Annotated in this window: 20 protein-coding genes; 10 read left to right on the top strand and 10 right to left on the bottom strand. The window is 68.0% G+C overall.

Annotated features, from left to right (window positions below; genetic code table 11):
- Positions 1-30: 30 nt before the first annotated feature.
- Positions 31-825 carry a phosphodiesterase gene (locus tag HV742_RS20000; protein ID WP_496350040.1) on the top strand — a complete coding sequence of 265 codons (795 nt, stop codon included), beginning with the start codon at positions 31-33 and terminating at the stop codon, positions 823-825.
- A 327-nt stretch (positions 826-1,152) separates the two neighbouring features.
- On the opposite strand, the gene rpoH is transcribed toward HV742_RS20000, so the two are convergent.
- The 3 genes from rpoH to fghA all read right to left on the bottom strand — a co-directional run bounded on the left by rpoH (position 1,153) and on the right by fghA (position 3,867).
- Entirely contained in the window at positions 1,153-2,037 is an 885-nt protein-coding gene (rpoH, locus tag HV742_RS19995) for an RNA polymerase sigma factor RpoH (protein WP_006388088.1), read from the bottom strand.
- Positions 2,038-2,233: 196 nt separating this feature from the next.
- On the bottom strand, positions 2,234-2,923 hold the full coding sequence (locus HV742_RS19990; protein ID WP_054418416.1) for a hypothetical protein: 690 nt from the start codon (positions 2,921-2,923) through the stop codon (positions 2,234-2,236).
- Between the two features lie 80 nt (positions 2,924-3,003).
- Positions 3,004-3,867: an S-formylglutathione hydrolase gene (gene fghA, locus HV742_RS19985; protein WP_175146208.1), complete on the bottom strand. Its 864-nt coding sequence runs from the start codon at positions 3,865-3,867 to the stop codon at positions 3,004-3,006.
- A gap of 233 nt (positions 3,868-4,100) precedes the next feature.
- Here fghA and HV742_RS19980 point away from each other — a divergent pair, with 233 nt between their 5' ends.
- The 5 genes from HV742_RS19980 (at position 4,101) to HV742_RS19960 (ending at position 12,738) form a co-directional block, all read left to right on the top strand.
- Positions 4,101-4,919, top strand: coding sequence for a hypothetical protein (locus HV742_RS19980; protein WP_175146207.1), 819 nt, complete (start codon positions 4,101-4,103; stop codon positions 4,917-4,919).
- 360 nt (positions 4,920-5,279) lie between these two features.
- A complete protein-coding gene (locus HV742_RS19975) occupies positions 5,280-10,019 on the top strand; it encodes a glutamate synthase-related protein (protein ID WP_063582464.1) in 4,740 nt (1,579 codons plus the stop codon).
- An 8-nt stretch (positions 10,020-10,027) separates the two neighbouring features.
- On the top strand, positions 10,028-11,494 hold the full coding sequence (locus HV742_RS19970) for a glutamate synthase subunit beta (protein WP_049070617.1): 1,467 nt from the start codon (positions 10,028-10,030) through the stop codon (positions 11,492-11,494).
- A 141-nt stretch (positions 11,495-11,635) separates the two neighbouring features.
- A complete protein-coding gene (locus HV742_RS19965) occupies positions 11,636-12,214 on the top strand; it encodes a chromate transporter (protein WP_049070615.1) in 579 nt (192 codons plus the stop codon).
- Positions 12,211-12,738: a chromate transporter gene (locus HV742_RS19960; RefSeq protein WP_049070613.1), complete on the top strand. Its 528-nt coding sequence runs from the start codon at positions 12,211-12,213 to the stop codon at positions 12,736-12,738. Before HV742_RS19965 ends, HV742_RS19960 begins: the two co-directional genes overlap by 4 nt.
- A 34-nt stretch (positions 12,739-12,772) precedes the next feature.
- Here the strand turns inward: HV742_RS19960 and HV742_RS19955 are convergent, their stop codons facing one another.
- The 6 genes from HV742_RS19955 to HV742_RS19930 form a co-directional block, all read right to left on the bottom strand.
- The gene (locus HV742_RS19955; RefSeq protein ID WP_049070611.1) at positions 12,773-14,110 is read right to left on the bottom strand and encodes a purine-cytosine permease family protein; all 1,338 of its coding nucleotides are present in this window, start codon (positions 14,108-14,110) and stop codon (positions 12,773-12,775) included.
- Between the two features lie 153 nt (positions 14,111-14,263).
- Positions 14,264-15,253 (bottom strand): 5-oxoprolinase subunit C family protein, encoded by a 990-nt coding sequence (locus HV742_RS19950; protein ID WP_049070609.1) that lies wholly within the window; start codon positions 15,251-15,253, stop codon positions 14,264-14,266.
- A complete protein-coding gene (locus tag HV742_RS19945; RefSeq protein ID WP_059268915.1) occupies positions 15,243-16,118 on the bottom strand; it encodes a 5-oxoprolinase subunit B family protein in 876 nt (291 codons plus the stop codon). Before HV742_RS19945 ends, HV742_RS19950 begins: the two co-directional genes overlap by 11 nt.
- Positions 16,115-17,503: an acetyl-CoA carboxylase biotin carboxylase subunit gene (locus HV742_RS19940; protein WP_068951056.1), complete on the bottom strand. Its 1,389-nt coding sequence runs from the start codon at positions 17,501-17,503 to the stop codon at positions 16,115-16,117. The genes HV742_RS19945 and HV742_RS19940 overlap by 4 nt, the downstream gene beginning before the upstream one ends.
- A 3-nt stretch (positions 17,504-17,506) precedes the next feature.
- Positions 17,507-17,749, bottom strand: coding sequence for an acetyl-CoA carboxylase (locus HV742_RS19935; RefSeq protein ID WP_049070603.1), 243 nt, complete (start codon positions 17,747-17,749; stop codon positions 17,507-17,509).
- A gap of 38 nt (positions 17,750-17,787) precedes the next feature.
- Entirely contained in the window at positions 17,788-18,558 is a 771-nt protein-coding gene (locus tag HV742_RS19930) for a 5-oxoprolinase subunit PxpA (RefSeq protein WP_049070601.1), read from the bottom strand.
- A 258-nt stretch (positions 18,559-18,816) separates the two neighbouring features.
- Here HV742_RS19930 and HV742_RS19925 point away from each other — a divergent pair, with 258 nt between their 5' ends.
- Both HV742_RS19925 and HV742_RS19920 read left to right on the top strand, forming a co-directional pair.
- Positions 18,817-19,734, top strand: coding sequence for a LysR family transcriptional regulator (locus tag HV742_RS19925; protein ID WP_049070599.1), 918 nt, complete (start codon positions 18,817-18,819; stop codon positions 19,732-19,734).
- A 129-nt stretch (positions 19,735-19,863) separates the two neighbouring features.
- The gene (locus HV742_RS19920; protein ID WP_049070597.1) at positions 19,864-20,505 is read left to right on the top strand and encodes an OmpW/AlkL family protein; all 642 of its coding nucleotides are present in this window, start codon (positions 19,864-19,866) and stop codon (positions 20,503-20,505) included.
- 17 nt (positions 20,506-20,522) lie between these two features.
- Here the strand turns inward: HV742_RS19920 and HV742_RS19915 are convergent, their stop codons facing one another.
- Positions 20,523-21,395, bottom strand: a complete 873-nt coding sequence (locus HV742_RS19915) for a LysR family transcriptional regulator (RefSeq protein WP_059268909.1) — start codon at positions 21,393-21,395, stop codon at positions 20,523-20,525.
- Positions 21,396-21,460: 65 nt separating this feature from the next.
- On the opposite strand from HV742_RS19915, the gene HV742_RS19910 reads away from it, so the two are divergent.
- Positions 21,461-22,681, top strand: a complete 1,221-nt coding sequence (locus HV742_RS19910) for a YbfB/YjiJ family MFS transporter (protein ID WP_175146206.1) — start codon at positions 21,461-21,463, stop codon at positions 22,679-22,681.
- 21 nt (positions 22,682-22,702) lie between these two features.
- On the top strand, positions 22,703-23,680 hold the full coding sequence (locus HV742_RS19905; protein ID WP_059268905.1) for a Bug family tripartite tricarboxylate transporter substrate binding protein: 978 nt from the start codon (positions 22,703-22,705) through the stop codon (positions 23,678-23,680).
- The last annotated feature ends 16 nt before the right edge of the window (positions 23,681-23,696 follow it).

The following is a 23,696-nucleotide window of genomic DNA, read 5'->3' as shown; positions in this document are numbered from 1 at the left end:
ACCCTGGCCCGGCGCAACGATGCCCCGGCCATGCTTGTCCAATTGACCGATTGCCATCTGTTCGGCGAGCCCGACACCGTGATGCTGGGCGTCAATACCGACGCCAGCCTGCGTGCCGTGCTGCGCCAGATCGAAGCCGACGGCAAGCACCCCGACCTGCTCCTGGCCACCGGAGACCTGTCCCAGGATGGGGAACCCGCCGCCTACCGACGCCTGGCCGCGCTGCTGGAGGCCGCGCCCGCGCTGGAGCGCGCCCGCATCCGCTGCCTGCCCGGCAACCACGACCTGCCGTCCGCGATGCGCCAGGAACTGCCCGAATGGTCGACGCCGGTGAGCGACGTCGGCGCCTGGCGCGTGATCTCGCTGGACACCACGGTGCCCGGCTCGAACGCCGGCCACCTGCCCGACAGCCAACTGGACATGCTGGAGGCTGCCCTGGCCGAAGCCCCGGGACGCCATACGCTGCTGGCCATGCACCACAACCCGATGCAGATCGACAGCCACTGGCACGACTCGATGATGATCGACAACCCGCAGGCGCTGTTCAAGCGGTTGACCCGCTGGCCGCAGGTGCGGGTACTGCTGTGGGGCCATGTGCACCACGAATTCGATCGCCGCCGCCACAACTTGCGCCTGCTGGCCACGCCGTCCACCTGCTTCCAGTTCAGCATCCGCGACGGCAAGCATGTGGTCGACAACCTCGCGCCCGGCTACCGCTGGATCAAGCTCTACCAGGACGGCTCCATGGCGACCGGCGTGCGACGCGTGCAGGACGCGCTGTGGCAGGCGGCGCAGGCCGGGCCGGACAGTGCGCAGGCGGCCTGAACCGGCCGCGCGCGTTGCGCGCGCGCAATAAAAAACGGGGCACCATATGCGTGGTGCCCCGCAAGCATCCGTCTCATAGGGGAGGGGAAAGAGGAGAAGCCGAGACGGATGACAAGACTGCTAACCGAAGTTCGCGGTCTACGTGAAGTTAGGCGGCCCGAACTTCATTAAGTTTCTGAAATTGCGCGTTAATTCGAGGCGAATTTGTATCAATTTATTGGCGCGCCAGGATAACCCCGCCTCGACGTCCAATCCGGCCGCCATGCGGCCGTCGCAAGAAAAAGGGCCGCGAATTCGCGGCCCTGTGCATGCTTGCGGCGGGGAGATTCAGGCGGCCAGGTTGCCACGCATCTTCTTCAACGCGGCGGCCTCGATCTGGCGGATGCGTTCGGCCGACACGCCGAATTCCTGCGCCAGTTCGTGCAGGGTGGCGCCACCGTCGTCCTGCAACCAACGGGCCTCGACGATGCGGCGCGAACGCGGGTCGAGCGCTTCCAGCGCGCTCGACAGACCCGAGCTCTGCAACTGGTCGCGGGCGGCGCGCTCCAGCACGCGGGTCGGTTCCTGGCGGCCTTCGTCGGACAGGTAGGCGATGGGCGCGTAGCTGTCGTCATCGTCGTCCTGGTTCTCGAGCGACATGTCGCGGCCGGACAGACGCACTTCCATTTCGCTGACGTCTTCGCGGCGCACGTTGAGTTCGCGCGCGATGTGGTCCACCTGTTCCGGATCCAGCGTCTGGCCGTCCGGGCGCATGCTGCGCAGGTTGAAGAACAGCTTGCGCTGCGCCTTGGTGGTGGCCACCTTGACCAGGCGCCAGTTGCGGATGATGTATTCGTGGATCTCGGCCTTGATCCAGTGCACGGCGAACGACACCAGGCGCACGCCGCGCTCGGGGTCGAACCGCTTGACGGCCTTCATCAGGCCGACGTTGCCTTCCTGGATCAGGTCGGCGTGGGGCAATCCATAGCCCAGGTACTGGCGCGCCACCGACACCACCAGGCGCAGGTGCGACAGCACCAGTTCGCGCGCGGCGCCCAGGTCTTCGCTGTCGCGCAGGCGGCGACCGAGTTCGGTTTCACGTTCGGCCGACAGGACCGGCAGGCGGTTCACGGCCGAGATGTAGGCGTCGATGGTGCCGAGCGCGCCCGGATTGGCGATGGCCAACGCCAGGGCGTTGCCGGACGTGGCCAACGAGGTACTGGGTTGCTTCATTGCGGCGGTCTCCGGAAGGCGAAGGGGTAAAGACATGGATTCGATGTTAGCACTCTAGTAAAGGGAGTGCTAATTCGACTATTGCGGCGCGTCAAAGTTTCCTCCACGCAATGCGACCCCATTTTAATTTCCGACTTGGTCCCAGGGCTATGCCGCCTTCGCCGGGCGGGTCCGCCACGGAGCTGGACGCCGCTGGCTACCACCCCAGGCGCTTCAATCCCGCCGCGGTGGCTTCGCCGTCCGGGCGCACGAACAGCGCGCCGCGCGGATCCATGAACACCTGGTACTTGGCGCCGTCGAACAGCGGCATGTAGGCCGCGCTGCCGAATTGGACATCGACGAAGGGGAACCAGTTCGGGAAACTCTGCTTGAGCGAGCCCAGGTCAGGCGCCGGCCAGTCATCCAGGGCATGGACCGAGCGCGTGGCCGTGGCTTCGCGCGCGGCGTCGCTATAGCGGCCGGACAGGCGTTCCAGGCGGTACAGCGGCGGCGCGCCGGCCATCAGGGCGGGCAGGCGCCAGCGCACCACGCGAGCGTCGATCTGCCATTGGTCTCCGTACAGCACATATTGCTTGGCGCCGACCCCGGGCGCGGTGGCGTTGACCTGGTATTGGCCCTCGGCCTGCTGGCGCACCTCGATACGGGCCACGGGCTCGTCGGTGGTCAAGCGGAAGAATTGCACCAGCGACAGGGCCAGCAGCCCCGACACGCCGCCCAGCAGCAACAGCATCAGGCCGAACAGGCGCCGCACCGGGCGGAACTGGAAGGTCCGCCGGCCGCGCTCGTCGCGCGGGCCGCCCCGGCCCAGCAGCATCGCCAGGCCCGGCAGAAACACGATCACCGCGGCCAGCAGGATCCAGACGAAGGGAGCGATTCCGTTGATCAAATCAGGCGATCCTATGCAGGGAACGCCGTGGCCGGGCACCGGGCCTGCCACGACAGGCCGCCCAGTATAGAAGCGGGGCGTCAGGCGGCCGGTTTTCCAAGCCGTTCGACGTGAAACCGGATGTGATCCTCGATAAACGTCGAGATGAAGTAATAGCCATGGTCGTAACCATCATGGCGGCGCAGTTCCAGCGGCTGGCCGGCGGTGGCGCAGGCGGCCTCGAATACCTCGGGATACAACTGCTCGGCCAGGAACTGGTCGGCCGTGCCCTGGTCGACCAGGATGCCTGCCGGAAACGGCTGGCGCAGGCCGCGCATCAGCGCCGAGGCGTCGTAGGCGGCCCAATCGTCGGGGTTGTCGCCCAGGTAGGCGCCGAACGCCTTCTTGCCCCAAGGGCACAGGCTGGGCGCCGCGATCGGGGCAAAGGCCGAGACCGAGCGGTACTTGCCCGGGTTGCGCAGCGCCAGCACCAGCGCGCCGTGGCCGCCCATCGAATGCCCGAAGATGCCGACCCGGTCGGCGTCGCCGGGCAGGGCGCTGGTAACGAGGGCGTGCAGCTCGCGGGTCACGTAGCTGTCCATGCGGTAATGGGCGCGCCACGGGCCGGTGGTAGCGTCCAGGTAGAAACCGGCGCCGGTGCCCAGGTCCCAGCTTTCATCTTCGCCGGGCACGTTGGCCCCCCGCGGGCTGGTGTCGGGCGCCACCAGCATCACCCCCAACTCGGCGGCCAGGCGCTGGGCACCCGCCTTGATCATGAAGGTTTCCTCGGTGCAGGTCAGGCCGGCCAGGTAGACCAGCACCGGCACCTTGCCCTGTTCGGCCTGCGGCGGCACGAACACGGAAAAGCGCATCGGTAGGCCGATCTCGGCCGACTCGTGGCGGTAATAGCGCTGCGAGCCCCCGAAACAGCGATGCTGGGAAATGAGTTCCAGGGCGGCGGGCATGGCGGGGGTCTCCGGGTCTGAAAGTGAAGAAAATTCGGGCGGGATTAGGGTATATCCACGTTACGACGATCCGTCGCCGAATGTTAACCTGCCCGAAACGGAGTCCTTCCCACAAAAAGTATCGATTCCGTGCCCATATTGTGATCACGGGGCTTGACCAGCGTCCACCGTGGCACTATTTATATACGTGAGAGAAGACAACCCGTTCTTCTGGAAGCGCAAGCCCTGACACTATGGCCCGTCTGCCCCGTCTGTACGCCCCTGGGCTGCCCCAACTGGTGCAGGCCAACTTCATTCAGCCGCTGGCGGCGCCGTCCCAGCCCGCCCCGGCCGATATCCTCAACCAACTGGCCGCGTGGCTCGGCGAATCCGCCCAGCGCCATCGGGTGTCGGTGCACGGCTGGCTGCTGGCCAACGACCGCATCCTGCTGCTGGCCACCCCGGCCGACGAGGAAGGCCTGCCGCGCCTGATGCAGACGCTGGGCCGCAACCTGGCCGCGCGCCTGCGGGGCGGCCGCGTGTTCGCCGGCCGCTACCGCTCGGCCCTGCTCGAGCCCGGCGCGTGGGTGCTGCCGGCGCTGGTCTGGCTGGAAACCTACCCGGTGCGTAGCGGCGCTTCCCAAGACCCCGATTCCTGGCCCTGGTCGTCGGCCTCCAGCCACACCGGCAACACCACCGCCGCTCCGGCGCAGTGGCAGTCCGACCACGCCGACTACTGGGCCTGCGGCAATACGCCGTTCGACCGCCAGGCCAACTATCGCAAGCGCCTGCAGGATGGCCTGTCGCGCGAGGAAACCCAGCGCATCGATCAAGCCGTCTCGGGCCAATGGGCGCTGGGCGGCCCGAGCTTCATCGCCAGCCTGGCCCACACCGCCAGCCGGCGCGTGGCCCCTGGCCAGCGCGGACGCCCGCGCAAGAAGCCCGCCGCGCCGGCCACGGCCGACACCGATCAGGCGGCCCCCCCCTCACCGGCCCCATCGCCGGCGCCGATCAGCCCTGGCAATGGGCCCGGTACTGGCTCCGGGACCGGCAACCCCGGCTCCACTTCCTGACAGAGCGCCTTCGGGCGCTTTTTCATGCCCGCTTCGCGCGAGCCTGCGCAAGGTGATGGCACGGCCGGCGCCTGCGGGCGACCGTTACTCGATCAGCGAAAAAACATCAAAATAAATGGGGGACACAAAACAGGAAAAATAGGGGTTTCACTACCCTCGGCACTCGACTCCCATACGACACCACCGGGAGAGCCTTTATTGGCGCGGCCGTTGTTTTGTCCCCATATTAATGCTCCATGATGGTGCGGCGTATTATTTAGGGTCACACCCCTTATATTCCTATTGCACCCTACTGCGCGCGGGGGTATTGTCCGTTCCTGCACTGCAACATTAGAACGCAGTCTTACTGCGGAGCGCGCCATGCCCCAAATCACCCCGAACGAATCCTGTCCCACCCCCAAGGCGACCCCGATCGATGCCAGCCGCATCGGCCTGCCGCCGGCCCAGGGCCTGTACCACCCCAACAACGAGCATGACGCCTGTGGCGTGGGCTTCGTGGCGCACATCAAGGGCAAGAAAAGCCACGCCATCATCCAGCAGGGCCTGAAGATCCTGGAAAACCTCGATCACCGCGGCGCGGTGGGCGCGGACAAGCTGATGGGCGACGGCGCCGGCATCCTGATCCAGATCCCCGACACGCTCTACCGCGACGAGTTCGCCCAGCACGGCATCACCCTGCCGCCGCCCGGCGAATACGGCGTGGCCATGGTGTTCCTGCCCAAGGAAACCGCCTCGCGCCTGGCCTGCGAACAGGAACTGGAGCGCTCGGTGCGCGCCGAGGGCCAGGTCGTGCTGGGCTGGCGCAACGTGCCCGTGGACGTCGACATGCCCATGTCGCCCACCGTGCGCGACTGCGAACCCGTGATCCGCCAGCTGTTCATCGGCCGCGGCGCCGATGTGATGGTGCCCGACGCGCTCGAACGCAAGCTGTACGTGATCCGCAAGACCGCCAGCCACGCCATCCAGAACATGCACCTGGCGCACGGCAAGGAATACTTCGTGCCCTCGGCCTCGGTGCGCACCGTGGTCTACAAGGGCCTGCTGCTGGCCGACCAGGTCGGCCGCTACTACCGCGACCTGGCCGACCCGCGCACCGTGTCGGCGCTGGCGCTGGTGCACCAACGCTTCTCGACCAATACCTTCCCGGCCTGGCCGCTGGCCCACCCGTACCGCATGATCGCCCACAACGGCGAAATCAACACGGTCAAGGGCAACTTCAACTGGCTGCGCGCCCGCGAAGGCATGATGCAGTCGGCCGTGCTGGGCGACGACCTGAAAAAGCTGTACCCCATCGTCTATGAAGGCCAGTCGGACACCGCCACGTTCGACAACTGCCTGGAACTGCTGGTGAACTCGGGCTACTCGCTGGCCCACGCCATGATGATGATGATCCCGGAAGCCTGGGAACAGCACACGCAGATGGACGAAAGCCGCCGCGCTTTCTACGAATACCACGCCGCCATGATGGAGCCGTGGGACGGCCCCGCCGCGGTCGCGTTCACCGACGGCCGCCAGATCGGCGCCACGCTCGACCGCAATGGCCTGCGCCCGGCGCGCTACCTGGTGACCGACGACGACATGGTCATCCTGGCCTCGGAAGCCGGCACCCTGTCGATCCCCGAGAACCGCATCGTCAAGAAGTGGCGCCTGCAGCCGGGCAAGATGTTCCTGATCGATCTGGAACAGGGCCGCATCATCGACGACGCCGAGATCAAGCTGCAACTGGCCAACAGCCGTCCGTACCGCCAGTGGATCGAACGCCTGCAGATCAAGCTGGAATCGCTGCCGGCCCCGCGCCAGGCCGCCGTCGCCACGCAATCGTCGGTGTCGCTGCTGGATCGCCAGCAGGCCTTCGGCTGGACCCAGGAAGACTACAAGTTCATTCTGGAACCCATGGCCTCGACCGGCGAGGAAGTGATCGGCTCGATGGGCAACGACGCCCCGCTGGCCGTGCTGTCCGACCGCGCCAAGCCGTTCTACAACTATTTCCGCCAGTTGTTCGCCCAGGTCACCAACCCGCCGATCGACCCGATCCGCGAGCAGATGGTGATGTCGCTGGTGTCGTTCATCGGCCCCAAGCCCAACCTGCTGGACATCAACAACGTCAACCCGCCGCTGCGCCTGGAAGTGTCGCAGCCGGTGCTGGACTTCGCCGCGATGGCGCAGATCCGCGACATCGAGCAGGTGACGGGCAAGAAATTCCGCAGCTTCGAGCTGGACATCACCTACCCGGCCGCCTGGGGTCCCGAGGGCATCGAAGCCCGCGTGGCCGCGCTGTGCGCGCGCGCCGTGGACGCGGTGCAAAGCGGCTACAACATCCTGATCGTGTCGGACCGCCTGGTCGACAGCGAGCGCGTGGCGATTCCGGCGCTGCTGGCCACCTCGGCGGTGCACCAGCACCTGATCCGCGCCGGCCTGCGCACCAACACCGGCCTGGTGGTGGAAACCGGATCGGCCCGCGAAGTGCACCACTTCGCGCTGCTCGGCGGCTATGGCGCCGAAGCCATCCACCCCTACCTGGCGCTGGAATCGCTGGGCAAGATGAGCGACCCGGAAAAGGCCGTCAAGAACTTCATCAAGGCGATCGGCAAGGGCCTGAACAAGGTGATGTCCAAGATGGGCATCTCCACCTACATGTCCTACACCGGCGCCCAGATCTTCGAAGCGGTCGGCCTGCAGAGCAGCCTGGTGAACAAGTACTTCACCGGCACCGCCTCCAACATCGAAGGCATCGGCATCTTCCAGGTGGCGGAGGAAGCGCTGCGCCAGCACCGCGCCGCCTTCGGCAGCGACCCGGTCCTGGCGAACGACCTCGAAGCGGGCGGCGAGTACGCCTACCGCGTGCGCGGCGAAGAGCACATGTGGACGCCCGACTCCATCGCCAAGCTGCAGCATGCCTCGCGCGCCAACAACTACCGCACGTACAAGGAGTACGCGCAGATCATCAACGACCAGAGCCGCCGTCACATGACGCTGCGTGGTCTGTTCGAGTTCCGCTTCGATCCGTCGCGCGCCATCCCGCTCGATGACGTCGAACCGGCCAAGGACATCGTCAAGCGCTTCGCCACCGGCGCCATGTCGCTGGGCTCGATCTCGACCGAGGCCCACTCGGTGCTGGCCGTGGCCATGAACCGCATCGGCGGCAAGTCCAACACCGGCGAAGGCGGCGAAGACGAACTGCGCTACCGCGCCGAAATGCGCGAAGGCCGCAGCACCATCAAGGACGGCGACACGCTGGCCTCGGTGCTCGGTTCCGATCGCATCGAAGCCGACGTCGCGCTCAAGAAGGGCGACTCGCTGCGCTCGAAGATCAAGCAGGTGGCCTCCGGCCGCTTCGGCGTCACCGCCGAGTACCTGTCGTCGGCAGACCAGATCCAGATCAAGATGGCGCAGGGCGCCAAGCCCGGCGAAGGCGGCCAGTTGCCCGGCCACAAGGTCTCCGAATACATCGCCAAGCTGCGCTACTCGGTGCCGGGCGTGGGCCTGATCTCGCCGCCGCCGCACCACGACATCTACTCGATCGAAGACCTGGCGCAGCTGATCCACGACCTGAAGAACGTCAACGCCAAGGCCTCGATCTCGGTCAAGCTGGTGTCGGAAGTCGGCGTCGGCACGGTGGCCGCGGGCGTGGCCAAGGCCAAGGCCGACCACGTCGTGATCGCCGGCCATGACGGCGGCACGGGCGCCTCGCCGGTCTCGTCCATCAAGCACGTCGGCACGCCCTGGGAACTGGGCCTGGCCGAAACCCAGCAGACGCTGGTGCTGAACCGTCTGCGCAGCCGCATCCGCGTGCAGGCCGACGGCCAGATGAAGACCGGCCGCGACGTCGTCATCGGCGCGCTGCTGGGCGCGGACGAATTCGGCTTCGCCACGGCGCCGCTGGTCGTCGAAGGCTGCATCATGATGCGCAAGTGCCACCTGAACACCTGCCCGGTGGGCGTGGCCACGCAGGATCCGGTGCTGCGCAAGAAGTTCCAGGGCAAGCCCGAGCACGTCGTCAACTTCTTCTTCTTCATTGCCGAGGAAGTGCGCGAGATCATGGCCCAGCTGGGCATCCGCAAGTTCGACGACCTGATCGGCCGCGCCGACCTGCTGGACATGCGCTCGGGCGTCGAGCACTGGAAGGCGCAGGGCCTGGACTTCACCCGCGTGTTCCACCAGACGCAGTCCGACGCCGAAGTGCGCCAGACCGAAGAACAGGATCACGGCCTGGCCGGCGCGCTCGATCACCAGTTGATCGAACGCAGCAAGCCGGCGCTGGAGCGCGGCGAGAAGGTCTCGTTCATCGTGCCGGTGCGCAACCGCAACCGCACCATCGGCGCCATGCTGTCGGGCGCCGTGGCCGCGCGCTACGGCCACGACGGCCTGCCGGACGACACCATCCACATCCAGTGCAACGGCACCGCCGGCCAGAGTTTCGGCGCGTTCCTGGCCCATGGCATCACCATGGACCTGGTGGGCGAAGGCAACGACTACGTCGGCAAGGGCCTGTCGGGCGGCCGCATCATCGTGCGCTCGCCCAATGACTTCCGCGGCTTCGGCCCCGACCACATCATCGCCGGCAATACCGTCCTGTACGGCGCGCTGGCGGGCGAGGCCTTCTTCAACGGCGTGGCCGGCGAACGCTTCGCGGTGCGCAACTCGGGCGCCGCCACGGTCGTGGAAGGCACCGGCGACCACGGCTGCGAATACATGACGGGCGGCACCGTGGTGGTGCTGGGCGCCACCGGCCGCAACTTCGCCGCCGGCATGTCGGGCGGCGTGGCCTATGTGTGGGATCCGGAACGCACGCTCAAGCAGCGCGCCAACCTGTCGATGGTCGAACTGGAAGCCGTGCTGCCGCACGCGGAACAGCAGGCCCAGAACAACATCGACGTCTGGCACAGCGCGCAGCGCGGCGGCGAGCGCGAGACGGATGAAGCCATCCTGCGCCGCCTGGTGGAAGACCACTTCCGCTACACCGGCAGCTTCCGCGCCCGCGAAATCCTGGGCGACTGGGAAGCCTCGCGCGGCAAATTCGTAAAGGTCATGCCGACGGACTACCGCCGCGCATTGGGTGAAATGTGGCGTGCAGCCAACCCGCAACAACTGGCTGCGTGAGGGATACCATGGGAAAGATTACCGGCTTTATGGAATACCAGCGCCTGCAGGAGGCCGCCGAGGCCCCGCAGAAGCGGCTGAAGAACTGGCGCGAATTCGTGCTGCACCTGACCGACGACCAGGCCAAGCAGCAGGCGGCGCGCTGCATGGACTGCGGCATCCCGTTCTGCAACAACGGCTGCCCGGTCAACAACATCATCCCCGACTGGAATGACCTGGTGTACAAGCAGGACTGGCGCCGCGCGCTGGACGTGCTGCACTCCACCAACAACTTCCCGGAATTCACCGGCCGCATCTGCCCGGCGCCGTGCGAGGCCGCCTGTACCTTGAACATCAACAGCGACGCCGTGGGCATCAAGTCCATCGAGCACGCCATCATCGACAAGGGCTGGGCCGAGGGCTGGGTGACGCCGCAAGTGCCGGCGCGCAAGACCGGCAAGAAGGTCGCCGTGGTGGGCTCCGGCCCCGCCGGCCTGGCCTGCGCGCAGCAACTGGCGCGCGCCGGCCACTCGGTGACGCTGTTCGAGAAGAGCGACCGCATCGGCGGGCTGCTGCGCTACGGCATCCCCGACTTCAAGCTGGAAAAGCACCAGATCGACCGCCGCATCTCGCAGATGGAAGCCGAAGGCGTGGAATTCGCGCCCTCCACCTACGTCGGCAACCCGTCCGACCCGGTGGCCGACGGCCTGACCGTGCGCACCCCCGACTCGCTGCTGGCCGAATTCGACGCCGTGGTGATGAGCGGCGGTTCGGAAACCCCGCGCGACCTGCCGGTGCCGGGCCGCGAGCTGTCGGGCGTCTATTTCGCCATGGACTTCCTGCGCCAGCAGAACAAGGCCGTGGCGGGCGACCGCCTCACCAACCAGACGCTGGCCAAGGGCAAGCACGTGGTGGTGATCGGCGGCGGCGACACCGGTTCCGACTGCGTCGGCACCAGCAACCGCCATGGCGCCGCCTCGGTCACCCAGTTCGAACTGCTGCCGCAGCCGCCCGAGTCCGAGAACAAGGCCATGACCTGGCCCTACTGGCCGCTGAAGATGCGCACCTCGTCCTCGCACGAGGAAGGCTGCGAACGCGACTGGTCGGTGACCACCAAGCTGCTCAAGGGCAGCAACGGCAAGGTCGAGAAGCTGGTCGGCGCCCGCGTCGAGTGGTTCAAGGATGAATCGACCGGCCAGATGAAGATGCGCGAGGTCGAGGGCTCGGAATTCGAGATCAAGGCCGACCTGGTGCTGCTGGCCATGGGCTTCGTGTCGCCGGTGCAGGCCGTGCTGGATGCCTTCGGCGTCGACCGCGACGCGCGCGGCAACGTGCGCGCCAACACCGACGACTACCGCACCAACGTGGAAAAGGTCTTCACCGCCGGCGACATGCGTCGCGGCCAGTCGCTGGTGGTCTGGGCCATCCGCGAAGGCCGCCAGTGCGCGCGCTCGGTGGACGCCTACCTGATGGGGTCGAGCGACTTGCCGCGCTGAGCGCGCCGCGCTGCCGCGCCGGTCACCGACCGGCCCCCGCTTTCGCCGCCGGGCACGTCGTGCCCGGCGGCGAAATTCTTTCAGCCAGCCGACATTTCGCATTGCGTAAGATGCGGTCATCGCCCCATCGCGCTGCCTGCCATGTCCTCCGCTGACCCCGCCGTTGCCGCCCCGCCGACACTGCCGCAGATTTTCCTGGCCTTCGCCAAGGTCGGCCTGACCAGCTTCGGCGGCGGCCTGAGCGGCTGGATGATGCGCGAATTCGTGCAGCAGCGGCGCTGGCTGTCCGAAGCCGATTTCCTCAGCGGCCTGGCGCTGGCGCAGTCGTTCCCGGGGGTGAACGTGGTGAACCTGGCCATCTGGATCGGCTTTCGCCTGCGCGGCGGCGCCGGCGCGCTGCTGGGCGGACTGGGCATCACCGTGCCGCCCATGCTGGTGGCGATCGGCGCGGCCGCGCTGTTCGCCAGCATGGCGCAGTCGCAGGGCCTGCACGTGGCCATGGCGGGCGTGGCGGCGGCGGCGGTCGGGGTGTCGCTGCAGACCGGCCTGCGCGCCGCCCGGCGCGCGTTGCAGGGCTGGGTGCCGGCCGCCGTCATGGGCGTGACCTTCGCCGCCATCTTCCTGCTGCGCCTGCCGCTGCTGTGGGTGGTGGGCGCGATGGCGCCCCTGTCGATCGGCATCGCCTACGCGCGACTGCGGCGCCGGGAGCGGCAACCATGAACCTGGCCACGCTGCACGACCTGTTCTCGGTGTTCACGCCGCTGTCGTTCCTGACGGTCGGAGGCGGCCAGAGCATCCTGCCCGACATCCACCGCCAGGCGGTGGACAGCTATGGCTGGATCAGCGAATCGCAGTTCCTGGATTACTTTGCGTTGTCCCGCATCACGCCGGGCCCGGCGTCGCTGCTGGTGACGCTGATCGGCTGGCAGGTGGGCGGGTGGCTGGGCGCGATGGCCGCCTCGATCGCGATCTTCCTGCCCTGCTCGCTGCTGATCTACGCGCTGGCGCGGGTCTGGGCGCGCTACCGCCACGCCACCTGCGTCCGCGCCATCGAGGCGGGCCTGGTGCCGGTGGCCGCCGGCATGATCCTGGCCTCGTCGTGCACGGTACTGCGGGCCGCCGAAGGCGGGGCCTGGGCCTGGGGCATGGCCGCGGCCTCCACGCTGGCGCTGGTCTATACCCGCGTCAGCCCATTTCTGATGCTGGCGCTGGGCGCGCTCGTATTCCTGGCCGCGCTGGCCTGAGCCGGCGCCCCAACCAGCGCCGGACGCCGCGCGGCTAGGCGCCGCCGCGCTGCATGCGCGGCCCCGAGACCGCCGCCTGCCCCAGCCAGTACACCGCGCCCGCCACCACAAAGCTGGCCGGCGCCGCGAAGGTCGCGGCGATACCGTTCAGGTGCATCAGCACCAGGCCGCTGGCCGCGCCCGCGAACCAGGCGCCCAGGCCGCGGCGGTTGTAGGCGCTGCCCCCGCCTGGCGCCGGCGCGGCTTCGTCCACCGCCAGGATGTGCACCAGCGCCACGGCGACCCACGCCACCACGAAGATGCCCTGGTAGGCCAGCGCCTGCAGCAGATAGGCGAACACGTCGAACAGCATCAGCGCGTATGACACCGCGCCCACGATCACCGCCCAGGCGGCTTTGGACAGGCGCGCCTGGCCGAAGCGCGCGAAGAAGGCCTGCATGTTGATGGTGGCCAGGTAGTAGTTGGCGGTATTGATGCGGGTCTGCGTCACCCAGACGAAGAACAGGCCGCCCAGCCCCATCAGCTTGAGCAGCGCCAGCACCACCGACACTTCGCTCAGGGCGCCGTCGCCGGGAATGATGGCGACCAGGTAGATGCCGGCCACGCCGTTGAGCAGGAAGGTCACCAGGTAGAACGGCATGCCGAAGTTGTAGCGGCCGTGGTAGCGCGCGTCTTCGCGACGGCCGAAGCGCGCGTAGTCGAAGGTGAACATCATCAGGATCCACACGCCCATGTAGTACACGTAGGCGTCCCACCAGCCGCCCGCCACCGGCCCGCCGGCCGGGCCGAATGCCAGCCAGGCGTCGCTGTAGCCGTACTCGCGCGTGGCCAGCGCCACCGCCAGCAGCAGGCCGCCCAGGTAGAACGGCAGCAGCACGCCGTTGAACTTGTCGAGCCAGCGCTGCACGCTGCCGAAGATCAGCAGCACGCTGTAGACGACCACCAGCAGCGCGAAGGCCCAATAGGGCACGGCCGGAAACATGTGGTGCGCGGCGACCGCCATCACCGAGCCCTCGAACACGGCGTAGTAGATGGCGGTGGCAAAGAAGATCAGGGTGGCCAGCGCCGCGCCCGAGGTGCCGAACACGCTGCGAGAGAACAGCGCCACCGACTGGCCGGTGCGGATGGCGTAACGCGAGATTACGGCGTTGATCAGGCCATAGGAAATCACCGACAGCACCATGCCGATGATGGCGTTGCGGGCGCCGTAGTTGAGCGCCAGCGTGGCGCCGACCACGATGTAGAAGATGGCGCTGCACACGGCCCACCAGGCCATGGTGAGCGGGAATCGGCCCATGCGGTCGGCATCGGCCACGGTGGCTAGGGAAGTGTCCCGGTCGGAGGACGACGAGCTGGAAGCAAGGTTGGCCATGGAGGCTCTCCTGACGTGCTGAAGAACCGCGGAATGCGGACGGGTACGGCGTGCAGCGTGTGAAACTCAAATGCACAGGCGCGAGCGCGCCCGTCCGGCCCGTCGGAACGGGCCGGAAGGAAAACAGCAATCAACGGGAAAGCGGGGCGGGGATCAGCCCAGGGCGGCGCGCAGCCGCTCGAGGCGGGCGCGGTAGTCCTTGCGGGCCTGCAAGGCCGTCTCCAACGTGACCCGCTCGAAGCGGGCCTGCTGGTTGGGCTGCATCTGGCCGACCTTGTCGAGATCCGCGCTGATCACGGTGCCGATCATGGCGTAGCCGCCGCCGGACACGGCATCGCGATGCAGGATGATGGGTTCCACCCCCGCCGGCACCTGGATCGAACCAATGGGATAGCAGGCGTCGACGATGTTGGACGGATCGGCGCCGGCGCCGAACGGCTGTTCGCGCGGTTGGAACTTCAGCGCGCGGCCCTTCTTGTAGCGGTAGCCGATGCGGTCGGCTTCCGAGGTCACGCTCCAGGCGTCCTCGTAGAACGAGGCGGCCGATTCCGGCATCAGGCGATGGTCATACAGGCCCGGCACCACGCGCAGCACCTGTTCCTTGGGACACTCGCTGGCGAGCGCCGCCGGCAGCGCGCGGCCGACCCGCGTCCCGGGGCGCGGCGCGCCCACGCGCAGGCGGTCGCCGGCCTGCAGGCGGCGGCCCTCGAAGCCGCCAATGGCGCCCAGCGTGTAGGTCGAACGGCTCCCCAGCACCTCGGGCACGTCGATCCCGCCGGCGATCGCCAGGCAGGCGCGCGCGCCGGCCTGCACGAAATCGAACGACAGCCGGGCGCCGGCCGGCACCGCCAGCGCGGTGTTGCAGGCCTGTGCCTGGCCATCGATCTTGGGCGTCATGGTGGCGCCGGTGACGGCAATCACCGCGGCGCGGGTGAAGCGCAATTCGGGGCCCATCAGCGTGCATTCCAGCACCGCCGCGTCCTCGGGATTGCCCACCAGCAGATTGGCGGCGGCCAGCGCGTACTGGTCCAGCGCGCCCGAGGGTGGAATGCCCAGGTGGTAGTAGCCCTGGCGGCCACGATCCTGGACCGACGTCGCCAGCCCGGGCTTGATTACTTCGATGAGCGGTTCGTCATGCGACATGGAGCGTCTCCAGAAGGCGGGCGTTGTACTGGTCGGGCGCCGCCATGAATTCGGACAGCGAGAACGACACGGGACGGATGTCGAGCTGGAAGGTGCCGGCCTCGACCCGCGCCACCGCGGCGTCGTACTCGGCGCGGCTGATCGGCTTGAACTTGACGATGTCCCCGGGACGGAAGAACACCATCGAGTCACGCAGGTGCGCCTGGCGCTGCGCGGGCTCGAAGATCGGCGCGGGCGTCACGCCGAACATCTGATAGCCGCCCGCGCCGCGCACGGAATAGATGCAGGCGAAGCAACCGCCATGTCCCACCGTGTGCTTGGGCGTGTCGGTGCGCGGCCGTAGGTACTTGGGCACTTCCAGCTGGCGGTCACGTTCGACCATCTGGAACATGAACGGCAGCCCGGCCACGAAGCCGACCATCGACACGAACCACGGCGCGCTGGAATGCGCGGCGATGAATGCATCGGTATCGGCAAAGCCGTTGATGCGCGCGGCGTATTCCAGGTCGGTCGAGTCCGGGTCCTGGTGGCGCTCGCGAAAGCGCATCAGCGTCTCGTGGGTCCAGGGGTCGTTGTAGAGCACCGGCACCTGGATGACGCGGGTGTCGAGCCGCAGGTTGTCCAGATCGATGGTGGCCTCGATCTCGCGCAGGATGGCCAGCATGGCCTCGGGCGCGACCTGCTCGGGGTCGTAGCGGATCTGGTACGAAGCGTTGGCCGGGCAGATCTCGCTGACGCCGGGCACGGCGCGTTCGCGCAGCGCGCGCGTGATCGCCATGCCCTTGAAGAACGCCGCCAGCGACATCGATTCGCTGATCTCGGCGAAGATGAATTCATCGCCGCCATGGGTGTATCGCACCGTCATTGGGTCCCCTCCCGCTGCTGCATCCAGCTTTCCAGATAGTTGGTGTGATAGTCGCCGGCCAGCACGCCCGCATCGGCCACCAGGGCGCGGTGCAGGGCCAGCGTCGACGGCACGCCTTCGAATTCGGTTTCATCCAGCGCGCGCGCCATCCGCGCCAGCGCGGCGCCGCGATCCTCGTCCCACACGATCAACTTGGCCAGCAGCGAATCGTAATAGGGCGGCACCACGCTGCCGGCATACACCATCGAGTCGATGCGCACGCCCGGACCGGCCGGCCAGCGCACGTGCGACACGGTGCCGGGGCCGGGCGCGAAGTTGCGCGCCGGGTCTTCGGCGTTCAGGCGGCATTCGATGGCGGCGCCGCGCATGACGATGTCCGCTTGCTTGAAACGCAGCGGCTCGCCGTCGGCGATGCGCAGCATCTCGCGCACCAGGTCGATGCCGGTGATGGCCTCGGTGATGGGATGCTCGACCTGGATACGCGTGTTCATCTCGATGAAGTAGAACTCGCCGCGGGCCTCGTCGTACAGGTATTCCAGCGTGCCGGCGCCGCGATAGCCCACCGATTCGGTCAGGCGCAGCGCCGATTCGCACAGCGCCTGGCGCAGCGCGGGGCTCAGCGCCGGCGACGGCGCTTCCTCGAACACCTTCTGGCGGCGGCGCTGCAGCGAGCATTCGCGCTCGAACAGGTGCACCGCGCGCTCGCCGTCGCCCAGCACCTGCACCTCGATATGGCGGGCGCGCGGCAGGTATCGCTCCAGGTAGACGCCGCCATCGCCGAACGCGGCGCGCGCCTCGGCCTGGGCCATCGGGATGGCCTCGCGCAGCTGCGCCTCGTCGGCCGCCACGCGGATGCCGCGTCCGCCGCCGCCGGCACTCGCCTTGATCATCAGGGGATAACCGATCTGCGCCGCGTGGCTCAGGGCCTCGTCCAGCGAGCCGACCACGCCCTCGCTGCCCGGCACGGTGGGCACGCCCGCCGCCTTGGCGCAGGCGCGCGCGGCGGCCTTGTCGCCCATGCCGCGGATGGTGCGGGCGTCGGGACCAACGAACACCAGGCCGGCGTCGGTCACGGCCTGCGAGAAGTCGGCGTTCTCGGCCAGGAAGCCATAGCCCGGATGGATCGCGTCGGCGCCGCTGTCACGCGCCGCCGCCAACAGGGCCTCGGCGTTCAGATAGCTGCGCGTGGCGTGCGCCGGCCCGATGTGCACCGCCGCGTCGGCCAGGCGCACCGCCAGCGCGTCGCGGTCGGCGTCGCTATAGACCGCCACCGTACGCATGCCCAGCTCGCGCGCGGCGCGAATGACCCGCAGCGCGATCTCGCCGCGGTTGGCGACCAGCAGGGTGTGGATGCGGCGCGGCCGGTAGAAGGAATGCACGCCCATGCCTCAGCCCTCGATCCGCAGCAGCGCCTGGCCGGGTTCGACCGGGTCGCCGTCGGCCACCAGGATCTCGGCGACCACGCCGCCGATCTCGGCCTCGATCTGGTTGAACTGCTTCATCACTTCGACGATGCCGACCACGTCGCCGGGCTGGATGGCGGCGCCCACCTCGACGAACGGCGCGGCGTCGGGACTGGGACGGCGATAGAAGGTGCCGGGCAGGGGGCTCTGGATTTCTTGCTGCGACATGGGTTTTCTCCTTGGAATGTATGGGAATGATGGACGGATCAGGACAGCCGCGGCGGCGCGATGCGGATGCCGTGCGCCTCCAGGCGGGCGCGGGTGGCCTGCACCAGCGCCAGCGCGCCGGGGGTGTCGCTGTGGATGCAGACGGAGTCGAAGCCGATCGGAATGTCGCGGCCATCCACGGTGCGCACCTTGCCGTCGGTGCACGCGCGCAGCACCTTGTCGGCCACCTGCTCCGGATCGAGCGCCTGGGTGTAGCGCGTGAACACGATCGAGCCGCTGGCGTCGTAGTCGCGGTCCGCGTAGAACTCGCGCACCACCGGCAGGCCCAGCTCGCGCGCCACCTTGCAGGTCAGCGAGTTCTCCATGCAATACAGCATCAGCGTGGGCTCCAGGTCGCGCAGCGTCTGCACCAGGCGGCGCGACAGGGTTTCATCGCGCGCGGCGCGCATGTAGAGCGCGCCATGCGGCTTGACGTGCTGCAACCGCAGGCCATAGAGGCGGGCGAATTCGCGCAGCGCGCCGACCTGGTAGACGATGTCGTTGACCAGGCCCTCGGCGTTCTCGTTCAGGTCGCGGCGGCCGAAGCCGACCAGGTCGCGAAAGCCGGGATGCGCGCCGATGCCGATGCCATGCTCGCGCGCCATCACCACGGTGCGGTTCATGATGTTGGGATCGCCGGCGTGAAAGCCGGTGGCGATGTTGGCCGAGCTGATCAGCGGCATGATGGCGTCGTCCACGTCATCGCCGATCTTCCAGGAACCAAAGCCCTCGCCCATATCGGAGTTCAGGTCTATCGTCGCCTTGCTCATGAAACAGGATCTCCTTCCGTTTGCGGGCCGGTGGCCCGCGCAATGCCTGCACAGTAGCGAAGCGCCCGGGGGATAAAAAGTTCTTTTTTCGGATCAATGGTTATCTGAATTTTTGATGCCCCGCGTTGCGCACCAAATCAGGGCGATTACCGGATTCCTATGAAATTTCAGGGATTTCCCTGAGATTCGGCGCACCCCCATGGCGCGGATAAACAGATATTCTGGTGGCTGACTATCTATTAATCAGATATTGCCGCCATGTCGCTTACCCTCCGGCAGCTCAAATATTTCGTCGCGGCCGCCGAACTCGGGCAGATCTCGCAGGCGGCGATCCAGCTGGCCATCTCACAATCCGCCGTCACCACCGCCATCCGCGAACTGGAAGAGATCGTGGGCTCGCCGCTGTTCCAGCGCAGCGCCAGCGGCGTGGCGCTGACCGAGACCGGGCGCGGCTTCCTCAACCACGCCTACAACATCCTGTCGTCGGTCGACGAGGCGCTGCGCATGCCCAGCGCCGACGGGCGCGAGAGCGGGCGCCTGCTGCTGGCGGCGTCCTATACCGTGATCGGCTACTTCCTGCCGTACCACCTGCAGCGCCTGTCGCAGCTCTATCCCAACCTGGACATCCAGCTGCACGAGCTCAACCGCAACGCCATCGAGGAAGGCCTGATCGCGCACCGCTACGACATGGCGGTGCTGCTGACCTCGAACGTGGTGAACCCGGAACTGGCGGTCGAGCACTTCTTCGGTTCGCCGCGGCGGCTGTGGGTGCCGGCGCGCCATCCGCTGCTGGCGCGCGACACCGTCACGCTGGAAGACGTGGCGCATGAACCGTTCATCATGCTGACCGTCGACGAGGCCGCGCACACCGCGCTGCGGTACTGGAGCGAGACGCCGTTCCGCCCCGACGTGCGCCTGCGCACTTCGTCGGTGGAAGCGGTGCGCAGCATGGTGGCCAACGGCGGCGGCGTGGCGGTGCTGTCGGACATGGTCTATCGGCCGTGGTCGCTGGAAGGCCGGCGCATCGAGACCATCCAGTTGAAGGACCCGATCCCGCCGATGAACGTGGGGCTGGCGTGGCGCAAGGGCGCGGACATCACCGGCCCGATGCGCGCGGTGCGCGATTATTTCCGCCACGCCTATGCCGTGCCGCGCGGCACCGACAACTTGCGTTGAGTCCGATTCGTACGTAGTTGTGGCGCCGCTACCACGCGCCGCGTTGCCGCTTGATACACGTCAAGGCCCGCTTTTCCCGCCTCTGCGAACCTGAATGCCTGCATTCATGCAATACACGGAGAGAGGAAAATGTTCGCGATGTCTCGGCGCCTGCGCGCCCTTGCCCTGGCCACTGCCTGCGGCGCCCCCCTGATGCTTGCCGCCCCCGCCCATGCCCACGAAGCCGGCGACATCCTGTTCCGGGTCGGCGCGACCCAGGTACGCCCCGCGTCCAACAACGGCACGGTGCTCGATGGCACCGTCAAGCTCGACGCCAACAACAACGTGCGCCCCAGCTTCACGCTGGCCTACATGGCCACGCGCAACATCGGCATCGAACTGCTGGGCGCCTGGCCGTTCCAGCACGACGTGCGCGGCAGCGGCCTGGGCAAGATCGGCTCCAGCAAGCAATTGCCGCCGACCCTCAGCCTGCAATGGCACATCCTGCCCGACAGCATGGTGCAGCCCTACATCGGCGTCGGCATCAACTACACCAAGTTCTTCGACACCAAGGCCGAAGGCGCGCTCAAGGGTTCCGACCTGAAGATGGGCGATTCCTGGGGCGTGGCCGCGCAACTGGGCGCGGACATCAAGATCAGCGAACGCTGGTTCATGAACGCCGACATCCGCTACATCGACATCAAGTCCAAGGTGAAGCTCAACGGCGAACACATCGGCACCGCCCGCATCAACCCGTGGGTCGCCACGCTGGGCGTCGGCTACCGCTTCTGATACCCACGCCCCATCGGCTACTGGCGCCGCTGCGCCAGTAGCTGCCGCAACGCCTGCAATGCAGGCGTTTCGTCATCCGCGCGCCAGATCAATCGCGTCTGCGCGCGGCCATGCCTGCCAGCCAGCGGCGTCACGCGCAGCGACGGCTCCGCGCCCAGCAGCGCCAGCACCGAGCGCGGCACGATCGCCACGCCCGAGCCTGCCGCCACGCACGCGACGATGGCGTGGTACGACGCGAATTCCATCACCTTGCCCGGCGCCACGCCTTCCTGGCCGAACCAGGATTCCAGGATGCGGCGGTACGAGCAGCCCGCCGCGAACGCGATGACACTGCGATCGCCGACGTCTTTGGGGCCACGGATCTCGGGCCAGGCCAGCGGCGAGATCAGCGCCAGTTCTTCCTCGAAAGCCGGTTGCTGCGCCAGACCCTGCGCGTCGAAGGGCTGCGCCACGAAGGCGGCCTCGATCTCGTAGTTGCGCACCATGGCCGCCAACGCGCCCGACGTGCCCGTGACCAGTTCGATCCGCACCTTCGGCCAGGCCGCGTGATACGCCGCCAGGATAGGGGGCAGGCGCGCCGCGGCCGTGCTTTCCATGGTGCCGATGCGCAGCAGGCCCTGCGGCGCGCCGTCGCGCACGGCCGCCTGGGCCTCGGCCGACAGGCGCAGCATGCGGTCGGCGTAGGACAGCAGCACGCGCCCCTGTTCCGACAGCACCAGGCGCCGGTTCTGGCGGCGAAACAGCGGCGCCTCCAGCGTCGCTTCCAGCTGCTTGAGGCGGGTCGAGACATTCGACTGCACCCGGTTCAAGTGGGCCGCGGCGCGCGCCACACCGCCGTGGTCGGCCACCGCCTTGAAGATCTGCAGCGCGTCGAGGTCTAAGTTTCTCATTTCAAGAACTCATGTTCTGAATAATTCACTATTCAAGATATTAGTACAGCCGTAGAGTGGGAGCCATGTCAATAGCCGCCCACCCCGATCCCGCGCCCCCGCGCGGCGCCCTCAGCCTGGCCTTGCCGGCCGCGCTGGCGCTGGCCGCCGCCATGGGCATCGGCCGCTTCGCCTTCACGCCGGTCTGGCCGTTGATGGCGCAGGAAGCCGGCTTGTCGTTGGCTCAGGGCAGTTGGTTGGCGTCGGCCAATTACGCGGGTTACCTGCTGGGCGCGCTGGCGGCGGCGGTGCGGCCGCCGCGCCATCCGCGCGCCATGCTGGCCATCAGCCTGCTGGCCGTGGCCGTGCTGACGCTGGCCATGCCGGCGTTCCACGGCGTCCTGGCCTGGAGCCTGCTGCGGCTGGCGGCGGGCTATGGCAGCGCCAGCGCCTTCATCTGCGTGGCCGCGTCGCGCGCGGTCGCCCCGGGCGACCCGCGCGCGCCAGCGGTGTCGGCCATCACCTACGCCGGCGTCGGCGCGGGCATCGCGCTGACCGGCCTGGCCTGCCTGGGGTTGATGGCCGCCGGCGCTGGCGCCAACGCAAACTGGATCGCGCTGGGCGCGCTGGCGCTGCTGCTGTCGGCCCTGGCCTGGCCCGGGCTGAAGCGCCCCGGGCCGGCCCGCCACCTGGCCGCCGCGCCCGCGCCCGAGCGCCTGTCGCCAGGCATCGGCCGCCTGGCGCTGCATTACGGCGTGTTCGGCGCCGGCTACATCATTCCCGCCACCTTCCTGCCCGCCATGGCGCGCGAGATCATCCCCGATCCCGCGGTGTTCGGCTGGGCCTGGCCGCTGTTCGGTCTGGCCGCCGCGCTCTCCTGCCTGGTGGCGCCGCGCGTGGCGCAGGCCCGCGACGACAAGACGGTATGGCGCGGCGCGCAGGCGCTGATGGCGCTGGGCATGCTGGCGGTGGCGCTGTGGCACGACATCGCCGCGATCATCGTCGCCGCGCTGCTGGTGGGCGGCACCTTCATGGTCATCACGCAATCGGGCATGCTGGTGGCGCAGCGGCTGGCCGGCAATGCCGCGCCGCGCGCCGCGGCCGTCATGACCTCGGCCTTCGCCGCCGGCCAGATCGTGGGGCCGCTGCTGGCCTCCGCCGCCGCGCGCTGGGGCGCCACGCTGCCGCAAGTGCTGGCGGCAGGCGCGGCATTGCTGGCGCTGTCGGCCTGGCGCTTGGGGAAAATCAGCACCACGGGCGGCAACGCTGGGCATAATGCGATCGGTTCCCGGGAACCATCACATTAAGAGAAAGAGGAGTCACCCAGCATGAAATCGCTACGCCCCCTGGTCGCCGCCCTGGCCGCCTTTGCCGCCCTGAGCGGCACCGCCCACGCCCAGGCCGCCGACTGGCCCGCCAAGCCCATCACCATGATCGTGCCCTACGCCCCGGGCGGCTTTGCCGATACCCGCGTGCGCCTGCTGGCGCGCAAGCTGGGCGAATCGCTGGGCCAGCCGATCGTGGTCGAGAACAAGGCGGGCGCGGGCGGCGTGGTCGGCACCAACCTGATCGCCAAGGCGGCGCCCGACGGCTACACCATCGGCACCGGCAACCTGGCGCCGATGGCGGTCAACCCGTCGCTGATGAAGGACATGCCGTACAACCCGCAAAAGGATCTGGCGCCGGTCATCCTGATCGAGAACAGCCCGCTGGTGCTGAGCGTGAACAACGAACTGCCGGTCAAGACCCTGGCCGACCTGATCGCCATGGCCAAGAAGCAGCCGGGCAAGCTGTCGTTCGGCTCGTCCGGCGTGGGCGGCGCCCATCACCTGTCCGGCGAGATGTTCCGCGAGCAGGCCAAGATCGACATCGTGCACGTCCCCTACAAAGGCGGCAGCCTGGCCGCGACCGACCTGATGGGCGGCCATATCTCGATGATGTTCGAGATGGGCTACTCGGCGCTGCCGGCCATCCAGGGCCAGAAGATCCACCCGATCGCGGTGACCTCCGCCAAGCGCCTCGCGGTGCTGCCGGACGTGCCGACCATGGCCGAATCCGGCCTGCCGGGCTTCGAGTCGTACAACTGGCAGGGCATCGTCGCTCCCGCCGGGACCCCCGCGCCCATCATCGCCAAGCTCAATGCCGAGTTCAACCGCATCCTGAAGGAACCCGACGTGCAGAAGGCCATCGCCGACACCGGCAGCCAGGCCGGCGGCGGCACGCCCGAGGAATTCGGCGCGTTCATCAAGAGCGAAACGGCCAAGTGGGCGCACGTCATCCAGGCTGGAAACATCCAGCTGCAATAAGCCAACCAGGAGGTTT

The sequence above is a fragment of the Achromobacter ruhlandii genome (assembly GCF_902859695.1).
Lineage (GTDB): Bacteria > Pseudomonadota > Gammaproteobacteria > Burkholderiales > Burkholderiaceae_B > Achromobacter > Achromobacter ruhlandii.
Note: the sequence above shows the minus strand (reverse complement) of the source record. Positions and strands in the feature narration are given on the sequence as shown.